Origin of the sequence: Arthrobacter sp. R-11 (assembly GCF_049913155.1) — a bacterium.
Taxonomy (GTDB): Bacteria; Actinomycetota; Actinomycetes; order Actinomycetales; family Micrococcaceae; genus Arthrobacter.
This window is the reverse complement of record NZ_CP183979.1, coordinates 3,991,688-4,004,790: the sequence shown is the minus strand read 5'-3', so window position 1 is coordinate 4,004,790 and position 13,103 is coordinate 3,991,688. Positions and strand designations below refer to the sequence as shown.

The window sequence follows — 13,103 nt, the reverse complement described above, 5'->3', positions numbered from 1 at the left end:
TCATGACACAGAACATCAAGGCGCTGCTCGGGCCGGCTGACCTTAGGAAAGGGTCCGTCGCCACCAAGGTCAAGCGCTTCATCGGGGACTACGGAATCCTCGTCTTCTTCGTCCTTATCATCGTCTTCCTGGCTGTTGCCGCCCCCAACTTCCTCACTCTGAACAACCTGGTCAACGTCGTCAGGCAATCGTCCATCATCGGATTGATTGCCCTGGGGATGACGTTCATCATGATCACTGCCGGCATTGATCTCTCAGTCGGATCCGTCGTGGGTCTGGCCGGGATGACCTTCGCATTGCTTGCTCCAGCCAGCGGGGGCGCCTTCTGGCTGCCGCTGATAGCCGGTCTCGGTGTGGGCCTGCTGGTGGGCTTCCTCAGCGCGGCGATGGTGGTGTGGGGAGGCATCCTCCCCTTCCTGGCAACGCTGGCGACGATGGCCATCGCCCGCACAGCGGCGCTGGTGATCACGGACGGGCAGGTCGTCTCGGGGCTGAGCGGCCCGGCTGAATGGCTCGGTTCAGGGTTCATCGGTCCGATTCCCGTGCCGGTGATCATCTTCCTCCTGGCCGCGTTGCTCTGTGAGTTTGTCCTGAGCCGCACAAAGTTCGGTTCCCACGTCTATGCCGTGGGCGGAAACGAAGAGTCGGCCAAGAAGGTGGGCATCTCTACAACCCGGGTGCTCTTCACCGTGTACCTCATCGGTGGCGTCACCGCTGCCCTGGGGGGTCTCGTATTGACTGCCCGCCTGGACGGTGCTGCGCCGGTCGCCGGGACCGGCTATGAGCTTCAGGTGATTGCCGCCGTCGTGATTGGTGGAACGAGTCTCTTTGGCGGCGTCGGCACAATCCGCGGCACCGTCATCGGCGTGCTCCTGCTGGGCGTCGTAATGAACGGCATGAACCTGCTGGGTGTCTCCTCCTACTACCAGCAAGGCGTTCAGGGCATCATCCTTGTGCTCGCAGTATTGCTGAACCGCTGGAAGTCGGACTGACGTTCCCGCTTCACCGCAACAACAAACCAACAATCTCCCTAGCAACCAGAACCATTGAAAGGAACAACCATGGGAATGCGACGCAAATTTGCGGCCGCGGTCGCAATGCTGGCAGCGGGTGCACTCACCCTGACCGGGTGTGCCGGCGGTAGCAACGCAAGCAGTACGGGAACGGCAGGCAAGACCTACAACATCGGCGTTGTGGTCCTTGACCTCCAGGATCCGGACCTCGCCCACATGACGGAAGCCATGAAGAAAACTGCCGACGAAAAGGGTGTAAAGCTCAACATCACCGATTCCAAGAAGGACGTCGGAAGCGAACTCAACCAGGTGGAGGACCTGCTCACCCGCCAGGTCGACGCTGTGATCATGCAGCCTTTGGACGGCGAGGCCAGCCAGAACGCGGCAAAGCGCGTCATTGCCGCCAACATTCCACTCTTCATCCTGTCGACTGAATTCGCAGAGGGTTCGAACATCGGATACAAGAGCTATATCGGCGTGGATGACACGGTGGCCGGTGAGATGCAGGCCGAGTACCTCAACAAGCTGCTTCCCAACGGCGGCAATATCGTCTTCGCGGCCGGCATCTACGGTGCGTCATGGACCGACCGTCGCAAGTCAGGCTTCGACAAGACAATCAGCAAGAATTTCAAGATCGTCGCGGAGTTCCAGGCCAAGGGCAGCCGGGACGACGCCAAGCGCAACATGGAGGACACCCTCCAGCGCTTCCCGTCCGGGAAGATTGACGCTGTGGTCGCAAACAATGACGAGATGGCGATCGGTGCGGCTTCGGCCATCGCGGATGCGGGCCGCACTGCTGAGTTCAAGGCAGTGGTTGGCGTCGACGGTACCGACCCCGCACTGCAGGGCATCAAGGCCGGGACCATGACCGCAACGGTGCGTCAGGATTCAGCCGGTCAAGGTGTGAAAGCAGTTGAAGTTGTCACCGATTTCCTCAAGGGCGGGAACGTTGAGAACCGCTACACATTGCCCTTCACGCTCATCACTAAGGACAACCTCTCCGAGTTCTTGAAGTAATCGGTCAGGCCAATCAACGGGCACGGTGATCCACTGGGATCGCCGTGCCCGTTCTGTTTTGGCACACTTCGGCGGCTGCGCGCCCTGTCTACACTGCCGTGGAAGCAAAGAAATGGAGTCCCAAGCATGCCTAAGAGCGACGACGCAGTGGTAGCCCGGTTGTTGCATCGGCTCCGGGACAGGGGCATCGAGGTGGACGACTCCCCTCGAAGGCTCTCCGAGTACTCCTACGATGCATCCAACTATCGCGTACGTCCGGCCGCCATTGCATTTCCGCGCGATGTCGACGACGTCCGCACAGTTCTGTGTGCATGCTCTGAGGCAGGGGTGCCGGCTACCGCCCGCGGCGGGGGCACGTCGATGGCAGGTAACGCGATCGGGGACGGATTGGTGATCGACCTTTCTCGCTGGATGACTTCTGTAGCAACCCTCGACGCCGATCAGGGTACCGTTTGGGTGGAACCCGGAGTGGTGCTCGGGGAGTTGCGTTCCTGCATTGAACTAGCCACCAAAGGCAAGCTCACTTTCGCACCCGATCCGTCGTCCCTGAGCCGTGCCACCGTAGGTGGGTCCATTGGCAATGATGCCTGCGGAAACCACTCAGTGGCCTATGGCCGAATGACGCACCACGTTCGGGAGCTGGAACTCGTTACTGCTGACGGCGCTTACCTTCGCGCCGGCCGGGATTTCCTGCGCGCCGTTGATGAAACGGATGCCCACTCGATTGCCCGGGCTGAGGAAATCCTGTTGGACCTCAAGTCACTGGTACAGGCCAATCTCGCGCCCATCCGCGTCGAGCTGCAGACCATTCCCCGTCAGGTCTCCGGTTACCACCTCGGCCATTTGCTTCCCGAACACGGCTTCGACATCGCTGGCGCACTGGCAGGCAGCGAGGGGACCTGCGCGATCGTTGTGCGGGCCAAAGTCGGCCTCGTGCAGAAACCCAGGACATCGGCCTTGCTCTGCCTCGGCTACGAAGACACCGTTGAGTCTGCGCGGGACGTAATGACCATCCTGGCCGCGAAACCAAGCGCAGTCGAAGGCCTGGACGTAGCGATCGTAGACATCATGCGCCACCGCAGGGGAGCAACCAGCGTAGATTCCCTCCCGCAGGGCAACGCGTTCCTGATGGTTGAATTCTCCGGCGACACGATCAGGGAGGTGAGCGATGACTGTGAACGGCTGCTTGAGAAGCTGCGTGCCGACGGACGCGTGATCGACCATTCCGTCGTCACCGAACCAGCTGAGCGGGCGAAGCTTTGGCGGGTTCGGGAGGACGGAGCCGGGTTGTCTTCCCGGCGAATCGATGGTGTACAGACCTGGCCGGGCTGGGAAGATTCCGCAGTTGCCCCGGAGCGGTTGGCGGATTACTTGGCCGAGTTGCTCCCCCTCGTGCGGAAATTCGGCTACACCGCCTTCATGTACGGCCACTTCGGTGCCGGCTGCGTCCACATGCGGCTCGACTACGATCTGCGCAGTGATTCCGGGCGCCGGGCCTTCGAGGCTTTCACCCTGGAAGCCGCGAAGCTGGTGGTAGCCCATCGCGGCTCGCTGTCCGGGGAACACGGCGACGGCAGGGCCCGGAGTGAGTTACTTGACGTGATGTACTCCTCCCAGATGGTCGCTGCCTTCAAAGCCTTCAAGCACATTTGGGACCCGGCGGGCGTGCTCAACGCCGGGATCATCGTGGATCCTGAACCGTTCTCGGCTTCGCTCGCCTTGGAAGGCGTTGCCAGTCCGGGCCCAAGCCACGGTGAGCAGTCGGCGGTCCAGACCGCCGCCGTCGTGCCTTCATCCCAAGAGCGATCAATGCTCCCGATAGTCAGCCCCTTTGTTGGGAACACTCACGCATGTATCGGAGTGGGACGCTGCCGGGCGACGACCGGCGGCTTCATGTGCCCGAGTTACCGGGCCACCAAAGACGAGAAAGACTCAACGCGCGGCAGGGCGAGGGTTTTGCAGGACCTTACGCGGGGCAAGGGAAGTAGCCAGGATGGCTGGTCAAGCCCGGAAGTCCGGGAGGCCCTGGACCTCTGCCTTTCGTGCAAGGCGTGTTCGGCGGGCTGCCCCACAGGCGTGGACATTGCAGAGGCCAAGTCGCAGCTCGTCGATGAGCATTACCGCGGACGGATCCGACCCTTCACGCATTACTCGATCGGGTGGTTGCCGCGGTGGTTGCCGCTGCTCACGCGGATCGCGCCCGTCGCAAACCTGGGCACCGCTTTCCGGCCGTTCCGTTACGTCGGGGAGCTGTTGGGCGTTAGTGCACGACGGCGGCTTCCGGACTTTGCGCGATCCCGCGGGATCCGACGGAGGGTCCGCGAAGCCGGATTTACGGACAACGCGGAATTGCTCCTTTTCGTGGACAGTTTTACCCGCGCTTTCAGGCCGGAGGTTGTCCCGGCTGCTGCCAGGGTGCTCCGGGACTCGGGCATCTCAGTGGGGTGCACACCGCAGGCTTGCTGTGGGTTGACCTGGATTTCCACGGGTCAACGCGATGGAGCCCGGCGGCGCCTTGCGCGGCTGATCAGGAGACTCGACGACGGCACGGACCGGGACATCGTCGTCCTGGAACCCAGTTGCGCGGCCACGATACGCGACGAAGGTCCAAAGTTGGTCGGCGGTGCTGCAGCGGCCAGGGTAGCGGTGAGGGTGCGCTCGTTCTCCGCCGCTGTGGACGAAGCCCTCAAGCGCGGATGGAAGCCGAAGACGGTCCCGCCCGGGACCGCTGTGCTTCAGACCCACTGCCACGAACATGCTGTTTTCGGCTCGGGTGCCCAGAAGCGGGTGCTCCAAGCCTGGGGTGTGCCGACCATCGTGGAATCGTCATCATGCTGCGGAGTGGCGGGCAATTTCGGGTTCGAGGCGGAGCACTTCGATATGTCAATGAAGGTGGCAGAACATTCCATCATTCCTGCCCTTGGCAGGGGAGGTGGCGACGCTTTGGTGCTCACTGACGGATTCAGTTGCGCAATGCAGGTGTCCCAAATCGACTCCCGGCGCGCGAGCAAGCACCTGGCCATCGCATTGGACCCGGAGGGCTCCCACGGCGCCTGAGACCAGGGGGTGTCTCAAAATGACACGGTCGGTGCAACCCTCAGGGACACATGCTGGAAGTGACCCAATAGCCCCACTACTTCTTGAGAGTGATCTCGATGATGAACAGGAAGCTCGCACAAGGACGGCACGTTGAATGGCTGCGAGCATCGGCGCACTGCAACGAGACAGACCTTGGAGAGCGGACTGACTATCAGTCGAAGCGCTCCGGCAAGGTCGTCCACCGCCTCCGCCAGGACATGGCGGAAGGCCGGGACATCAGCGATGCCACACCCTGGCCGTATCCGGGTTCATAGCCCCCTGGGCTGTGGGCCTTAGCGTTTGGTTCGGGCACTGAATCCTGCCGCTACGGCCCGCCCCTCATTCCCCTAACGATCGTTAGTTACAATGGATGAAAGTCCCGCCGATCAGCTGAATGGATGAGATGAGCCTGTTGCCCCGCGAGCGAGCGAACAACGCTGTCAGGGAGTTCCTGTCGAGCCGCGACTGGTCCGCGCAGACGCCTGCGCGTCGGCGCATCCTGGCTGCGTTTCTGCAGCTTGCCACTACGCGGGGTTTCGATTCGGTGACCATGAGAACGTTGGGCCGCGAGCTGGATATGAAGGCGCCCAGCATCTACTCGAGCTTCCCTCAAGGCAAAGACGAGATTGTTGCGGAGTCGCTCCGTTGGTTTACCCACACCTTTGCCCGCGACCTCTTGGCTAGCGCCGAAGAAGCCAACTCGGCCGAGGAGTACTGGGCCGCGCTTGTTCGCTTTCATCTGGCACAGCAGCTCCAGCGGCCGGAAGCCGACCTCTGGGACCTCCTCGTCGCCACGGACAAGGTGGCACGCTTTCTGACTGACGGGGTGCGCGATGAAGTCGGATTGTGGATGGGCCTGCATGCGGACATGTACGCTGCGGCGGCCGAAGAAATGGGCTACGAGCTCCCTGCCCGAACCACCAAGGTGATTTTCACGCTCTTGGATGGTGCCGGGCGATGGGCCGGCTGGACCGGCCGCGACGATGATCTCGCTCAGTTGTTGGATCATACGGTTGCCCTGACCCGTTCGATCCTCGAAGTCGGCAGCGGAAGCCGGACTCTGGCCTAGTTCCCCCGGGCAAAACGTATTCAGAGAACGAAACTTGCGCGGGAACTATTGCCTAACTAACGCTCGTTAGCCTAAAGTCGTCGCTAGGTCCGTTGATGTGCCTGCAGGAAATCTCGACCTACCCAATTACCTGAAGTAATTCGATAGGAACCGAAAATGAGCCAACACATAAGTGCCGAACGCGATGAGTCGGCACCCCCAAATAGCACTGAATCGTCAACCGGGCTTCGCGGTCAACTTGGCGTAGGAAGCATCCTCTTCTCTGTGGTCGCCTGGGCAGCTCCTCTCCTCGTCGTTGTCGGCCTCATGCCGTCGATGATTGCTTTCGGGGGAAGCGGGATCATCGCTGCCCTTGCCGTTTCGACAGTTATCTTGCTCCTGTTCTCCGTGGGCTTTACGGCAGTCACGAGATACGTTGAACGCCCCGGAGCCTTTTACGCATACATAACAGCGGGACTCGGAAAGGACGTGGGTCTCGGCGGAGCCTTCCTGGCAATGTCGGGATATCTCGTGCTCCTGCTGTCCACATGGGCTGCCTTCGGGGTGTACGGCCGGCAACTCGTTGTTGATACGTTCCATGGACCGGACCTGCCTTGGTATCTCTATGGGATCGTCGGGGCGGGCCTGGCCGGAGTGGCTGCCTACCGCAAGATCGAGTTTTCCGCCAAGACCCTCGGCGTTGCGCTGATCCTCGAGGTGGTGCTGGTTGTCGTCTTCAATCTCAGGGTCTTTTTCGACGGCGGCCCGGACGGTCCGCCACTGAGCGCCCTGTCTTGGGAGGGCGCGAGCACCGGAAACTTTGGCCTGGTCCTGTTGTTCGCGATGCTGTGCTTCGGGGGATTCGAATCCTCGGCCATCTATCGTGAGGAGGCCAAAGACCCCAACAGGACCATTCCCAGGGCCACGTATGTTGCAGTTGTCCTCATTGGCGTCTTCTACCTCGTGGCGGCTTGGGCCATGCTGACCGCTCTCGGCTCACAGGGTGTCGCCGATGCCCGGGCCGGAGGCGCCGTCGCTTCCATGTTCGGCGACCTTGCCGCAGCCTATGTCGGAAATGTCGTTCCGGGCATCATCAATGTCCTCGTGATCTCCTCGACGTTTGCATGCCTGCTCGCTCAGCACAACGCCGTAGCCCGGTATGCCTACTCGCTTGGCAAGGACGGTGTGATGCCGGGCATTCTTGGGGTTGCGCACCCCCGCCATCATTCACCATTCGTTGCCTCACTCATCGTCAGCGGCCTCGAAATTGCGGCGGTGGTCATCATTGCTGTGGCTACGGCCTTTGATTCAGCCGGCACGGACGCCTTCACCGTCTACATCCGCCTCAATGGTCTCGGCGCGATCGTTGTCGTTGCTCTCCTGGTGTTGGTTTCCGTTGCAGTGCTCGTCTATTTCAAACGCCACAAGGTGCCCGGTCGGGGCGCCTGGAAGACGACCGTCGCACCCACGCTCGCACTGGTCAGCCTGGCGATAGTGCTGGCTCTGAGCTTCTTGAACGTTGACGCGCTTATCGGCGCAGGGTCCCTCGCTTCGTTGTCCTTCACGCTCTTCATCCCGTTGGTCTGGGTGGGAGGCATCGCGTATGCGCGCTGGCTGAAGAAGTCGAAGCCCGCTGTCTACGAAAAAATCGGACGCCAGTAGCCACTCCGCCAAGAGAGGCACATACATGACATCGCAGAAGGAAAACAACATGACACAACGACTCGCCGGCAAGATCGCAGTCCTCAGCGGCGGTGCAAGCGGCATGGGCGTCAGCCACACGCGCCGGTTGATTCGCGAAGGGGCCCGGGTCATCTCGTTCGACCTCAATGAGGGGGCTGGTCCCCAACTCGTTGACGAACTGGGGGAAGACAAGCTGCTCTTCCTCCGCGGAGACGTGCGGAAAGCCGAGGACTGGGAGCGGGCGGTCGCTGCCGGTCGACAGCGCTTCGGAACCCCGAACGTGCTGATCAACAACGCGGGAATTTCGCCTCTGCACTCGCTGGAAAAGGTTTCGGAAGAGGACTACCGCCGGGTGATTGACATCAACCAGATTGGTACCTTCCTCGGAATGCGGGCGTTGGTTCCATCTTTGCGCGAGTCCGGCGGTTCGATCATCAACATCGCTTCGACCGCGGCGTTGGTGGCGTTCGCCGACTTGTTTCCCTATGTTGCATCGAAATGGGCCGTGCGGGGGATGACGAAGGCCGCAGCGCTCGAGTTGGCCAAAGACGGCATCCGCGTCAACGCCGTTTGCCCGGGCGACACGGACACCCCGATGATTCGCGCGATTGCCGACACTCCTTCAGGTGCATTGCCGCCTACGGATGACCTGCCCTTCAAAAGGTGGGCACAGCCGGAGGAGGTCAGCGCCGCCGTCGTCTTCCTCGCCTCGGATGAATCGTCCTATATGAGTGGCGGCGAACTTGTCATCGATGGCGCCTACACCGCGCAGTAATCCCCTGGGCAGAGAAGAGTCAAGTAAGTGGATCGAGTCAAAGGCAAGATCGCGATCGTGAGCGGTGCCGGAAGCGGCATGGGCCTGGAGCATGTGCGCGCGCTCGTTCGGGAGGGCGCAAGGGTGGTGGGCTTTGATATTGCCGAAGGGGAGGGGCCCGGGCTGGTTGCTGAGCTCGGCGCAGACCGGTTCCATTTCCTCCCCAGGCGAAGCGTCACGTCTGCATCGGATTGGGCCGACGTTGTTCGAGAATGCGAAATCACCTATGGCGCACCGAGTGTTCTTGTCAACAACGCCGGAATATTTCGATCGACCCGCCTTGAGAGTGTCAGTGAAGAGGACTATCGCACTGTCATCGACGTCAACCAGGTGGGTCCGTTCCTTGGAATGCGGGCTGTCGTCCCGGCGATGCGGTATGCCGGTGGGGGCTCAATCATCAACATCTGTTCCACCTCTGGCCTCGTGGCTTTCGAAGACAACTTTGCTTACGTGGCTTCGAAGTGGGCCCTGCGGGGGATGACGAAGGCTGCAGCACTCGAGCTGGCGGCAGACGGTATCCGTGTCAACGCGGTCTGCCCGGGTGAGACGGAAACCCCGATGTTGCTCAACAGCACGGAACCCGGGACCTCGTTGCCGCCGGAGAGCTTCCCCTTCGGACGGTGGGCTCGTCCCGAGGAGATCGCGTTCGCTGTGCTGTTCCTCGCTTCAGATGAAGGGTCCTACATGAGCGGCAGCGAGGTCCTTGTCGACGGGGCATATACCGCCGCATAAGGGGGCCTTGGGGGCCTTGGTGGACAAAGCAGCCCTGGCGAACGCGGGATTGATTTCCCGCGTCGCCAGGGCCGCTGCATATCGACAAAGCTACTTCTTCGGCAACCCAGGCGGGTTCAGTTCCGACTTCGTAATCGCCTCCGAAGAAAGCCCCCAGCGGTCCAGGATCTTCCCGTACGTGCCGTTCTTGATCAAAGAATTAAGCGCGGCCTGCGCAGCAACCGCGAGCCCGTTGCCCTTCTTGGTGGTGAAGGCGATGTCGGCCTTTAGCGGCCAGCCGCCGTTGACGGTGCCCACCTGCTTGGTCTTGCCGTCCTTCGCGGCCTTGTACGCGGCACCGGCGTTCGGACCGAAAGTCAGGTCCGCACGGCCGGACTGGATCGCGAGCGACGAGGCGGAGTCGTCGTCGTAATACTGGAACTCAACCGGCTTCAGGCCGTTCTTCTTGTTCTCCTCGTCCCAGCGCACCAGGATCGCCTCCTGGTTGGTGCCCGAGCCCACGATCACCCGTTTGCCCGCCACGTCCTTGGCTTCCTTCACCTCGCCAATGTCAGAGTCGCTCTTCGCATAGAAGCCCAGAAGGTCCGTCCGGTAGGTGGCGAAGTCGAACCTCTCCTTGCGCTCCTCGGTGACCGTCACGTTGGACAGCACGGCCTCGTACTTGCCGGACGCCACACCCAGCGGCCAGTCCGCCCAGGCCACCGGCAGCACCTCGACCTTCAGGCCCAGGGTCTCGCCGACAGCGTACGCCAGGTCCACTTCGTTGCCGATGAGGGTCTTGTTGTCCGTGGCGAACAGGCTGAGCGGAGCGGTGCCGCCGGTGGTGACCACGGTCAGCTTGCCGTCCGCCTTGATGGCCTCCGGCACCAGGGCCGCGGCGGCGTCGTCCTTGCTCACCGGGAAGCGGTTCTGCTCGGGGCTGAGGTTGAAGCTCTTGCCGCCAATGGTCGCAGCGGAGGACGACGGCGCTGCCGCCCCCTGCGCTGCGGCGCCCGGGTCCGAGCAGGCCGCGAGCCCGATCGTTGCTGCTGCCGCAAGGACCAGTGCGGAGCCCTTTGTGAAGGCCGAGATAGCCATGGAATACCTCTGATTTTCTGCTGAACGGAGTGCTTGTCGCAGCAACTATCCGGCAGCGAAAACCGGCGGTCAAAGCAATTTGAAACGCTTTGATACCGGGCGAAACCGGGCTTAACCGCGGGTCCGCGAAGGTCATATTCGGAACCCCCGCAGGCAGGGAAGCAAGTAGTGCGGGGAAATAAACGCACAAAAAGACGAGTACCCCCAGGAGAAAGACGAGTGGGGATTACGCGTGTGCCGCATGCAGGCCCGGTCCTACGGTGGGACCACGCTGCGGCCGCGGGGGCTGCACCAGTCTGGGGAGGCAACTCAAAATGGGACAGCCGGAAGCTTGTCAAGAAACGCCCCGAAGGCGGGGAACTTTACGGAAAACAGGTCTCAGGGCCGCCGCCGCGCTAGGCACGGGAGCACTGCTCCTGAGTGCAGCCGGCATTGCCCGGGCCGACAACATTTACAACAACCTCGACGGCACCATTGATTCGGTTGCCGAAGTCATGCCGTTGAACGCCGGCGGAGCCAACGGAACCACCGTGCTGGCCGTGGATCCCACCGGTGGAGACGGCAAGAGCGGCTGCAACCTCACGGGGTCCACGACCCTGACGCTCAACCTCACCTCAAGCCAGCCTTCAGTGGCCACGGTCAGCCCGTCCTCGGTGACCTTCACCTCGTGCGGCACCACCAAGCTGGTCACCGTAACGCCGCTAAGCACCGGTTCGACTACCGTCAGTGCGAGCGTCGCCAGCAACGACACCGGCGGAACCTTCAACCTCGCCCCGGCCGCGTTCCAAGTCAATGTCGCAGCCCCGGCGCCGTCCAACACCGCACCTACCCTGGGTATCACAGGCGTCTCGGCCGGCTCTTCGTACTCCAAGGGCGCGGTCCCGGCCGCGGTCTGCAACGTGACGGACACCGAGGACGGCCCGAGCACCTTCGCAGCCACGCTGGGAGCGATCACCGGACCGGATGCCGCCACCGGCGTCGGAAGCCAGACGGCGAACTGCGACTACACGGATGCCGGCGGCCTCCACGCCGCTGCTTCCCTGAGCTACAGCATTGTGGATGCGACTGCCCCCGGCATCAGCTACACCCTTAGCCCCGTGGCGCCCGACGGGCTCAACGGCTGGTACCGCAGCGAGGTGTACCTGGATTGGACGGTCACCGAAGGCGATTCCCCCAGCGCCCTGGCCCTGACCGGGTGCGCGGACCAGCTCATCAGCGTTGACCAGCCGTCCGCGGACTACAGCTGCAGCGCGAGCAGCAGCGGCGGCTCCGCCGGTCCGGTCACCGTGTCCATCAAGAAGGACGGCACTGCACCGGGCGTTGCGTACACCAGCGCCAGCGGCACGGTGGGCAACAACGGCTGGTACACCTCGGACGTCACCGCAACCTTCACGGGAACGGACGCGACGTCGGGCCCGGCGTCGGCGACTCAGACGGCCAACAGCAGCGGTGAAGGTTCGGCCGTCGTCGTGCAGAGCCCGGCATTCTCGGACAACGCAGGCAACGAGACGGCGGCAGGCGCGGCCAGCCACAGCTTCATGATCGACAAGACCGCACCGGGCGTTGAGTACACCAGCGCAAGTGGCACCGAAGGCAACAACGGCTGGTACACCTCGGACGTCACCGCAACCTTCACTGGAAGCGACGCGACGTCGGGCCCGGCGTCGGCGACTCAGACGGCCACAAGCAGCGGTGAAGGTTCGGCCGTCGTCGTGCAGAGCCCCGCGTTCTCGGACAACGCAGGCAACGTGACGGCGGCGGGCGCGGCCAGCCACAGCTTCAAGATCGACAAGACGGCACCGTCGGTTGCTTACACCAGCGCGGCTGGAACCCTGGGCGACAACGGCTGGTACACCTCGGACGTCACCGCGACGTTCACGGGAACGGACGCGACCTCCGGTCCGGCGTCGGCCACCCAGACGGCGACCTCCTCCGGTGAGGGATCCGCCGTCGCGGTTGCCAGCCCGGCGTTCTCCGACGAAGCAGGCAACGTAACGGCAGCGGGAGCGGACAGCCGCAGTTTCAAGGTGGACAAGACGGATCCCGTCGCCTCCTTCGACTCGGTGGTGGGCAACGCGTACTTCGGCTCCGTCGCCTCGGCCCCAAGCTGCACGGCATCCGATGACGTGTCCGGCCCGGCCGGCTGCGTAGTCACCGGGTACTCCAACCTGGTGGGCACCCACACGCTCACGGCAACGGCCACGGACAACGCCGGCCGCACCTCAACCACCCAGCAGACGTACACGGTGATGGCCTGGACGATCAAGGGCTTCTACCAGCCGGTGGACATGAACGGTGTGCTGAACACGGTCAAGGGCGGCAGCACGGTTCCGGCGAAGTTTGAAGTCTTCGCAGGCAGCACGGAGTTGACGGACACCAACGTCGTGACGATGAGCGCCACCAAGATCACCTGCACGCTGAGCACGGTGGACGACATCGAGCTGACAGCCACGGGGAATACCTCCCTCCGGTACGACTCGGTTAGCGGCCAGTTCATCTACAACTGGAAGACCCCGGCCACCCCGGGATCGTGCTACCGGCTGACCATGAAGGCAGCCGACGGCTCCAGCATCTTTGCGAACTTCAAGATGAAGTAGGAGTGCTGTTCGCACGAAGGCCCGGGGCATGATCCCGGGCCTTC

General features: G+C 62.6%; 10 protein-coding genes. 9 read left to right on the top strand and 1 reads right to left on the bottom strand.

Translation table 11 applies throughout. The features are described from left to right. Positions 1-2 precede the first annotated feature (2 nt). From ACN9M4_RS18235 to ACN9M4_RS18200, 8 genes are all read left to right on the top strand, one after another. Complete coding sequence (locus ACN9M4_RS18235; protein WP_426303530.1) at positions 3-992, top strand: ABC transporter permease; 990 nt, start codon at positions 3-5, stop codon at positions 990-992. 75 nt (positions 993-1,067) lie between these two features. After that, a complete protein-coding gene (locus ACN9M4_RS18230; RefSeq protein WP_426300399.1) occupies positions 1,068-2,030 on the top strand; it encodes a sugar ABC transporter substrate-binding protein in 963 nt (320 codons plus the stop codon). Positions 2,031-2,156: 126 nt separating this feature from the next. Beyond that, the gene (locus tag ACN9M4_RS18225; protein WP_426300397.1) at positions 2,157-5,087 is read left to right on the top strand and encodes an FAD-binding and (Fe-S)-binding domain-containing protein; all 2,931 of its coding nucleotides are present in this window, start codon (positions 2,157-2,159) and stop codon (positions 5,085-5,087) included. Between the two features lie 98 nt (positions 5,088-5,185). Beyond that, positions 5,186-5,383: a hypothetical protein gene (locus ACN9M4_RS18220; protein WP_426300395.1), complete on the top strand. Its 198-nt coding sequence runs from the start codon at positions 5,186-5,188 to the stop codon at positions 5,381-5,383. Between the two features lie 119 nt (positions 5,384-5,502). Further along, a complete protein-coding gene (locus ACN9M4_RS18215) occupies positions 5,503-6,177 on the top strand; it encodes a TetR/AcrR family transcriptional regulator (RefSeq protein WP_426300393.1) in 675 nt (224 codons plus the stop codon). A 156-nt stretch (positions 6,178-6,333) separates the two neighbouring features. Then, positions 6,334-7,818: an APC family permease gene (locus tag ACN9M4_RS18210; RefSeq protein WP_426300391.1), complete on the top strand. Its 1,485-nt coding sequence runs from the start codon at positions 6,334-6,336 to the stop codon at positions 7,816-7,818. A gap of 25 nt (positions 7,819-7,843) precedes the next feature. Continuing rightward, positions 7,844-8,614, top strand: coding sequence for an SDR family NAD(P)-dependent oxidoreductase (locus ACN9M4_RS18205; RefSeq protein WP_426300389.1), 771 nt, complete (start codon positions 7,844-7,846; stop codon positions 8,612-8,614). Between the two features lie 27 nt (positions 8,615-8,641). Then, on the top strand, positions 8,642-9,385 hold the full coding sequence (locus ACN9M4_RS18200) for an SDR family NAD(P)-dependent oxidoreductase (protein WP_426300387.1): 744 nt from the start codon (positions 8,642-8,644) through the stop codon (positions 9,383-9,385). 90 nt (positions 9,386-9,475) lie between these two features. Here ACN9M4_RS18200 and ACN9M4_RS18195 read toward each other — a convergent pair whose 3' ends face one another. Then, a complete protein-coding gene (locus ACN9M4_RS18195) occupies positions 9,476-10,462 on the bottom strand; it encodes an ABC transporter substrate-binding protein (RefSeq protein ID WP_426300385.1) in 987 nt (328 codons plus the stop codon). A gap of 494 nt (positions 10,463-10,956) precedes the next feature. On the opposite strand from ACN9M4_RS18195, the gene ACN9M4_RS18190 reads away from it, so the two are divergent. Continuing rightward, the gene (locus ACN9M4_RS18190; protein ID WP_426300383.1) at positions 10,957-13,059 is read left to right on the top strand and encodes a PxKF domain-containing protein; all 2,103 of its coding nucleotides are present in this window, start codon (positions 10,957-10,959) and stop codon (positions 13,057-13,059) included. Positions 13,060-13,103 lie beyond the last annotated feature (44 nt).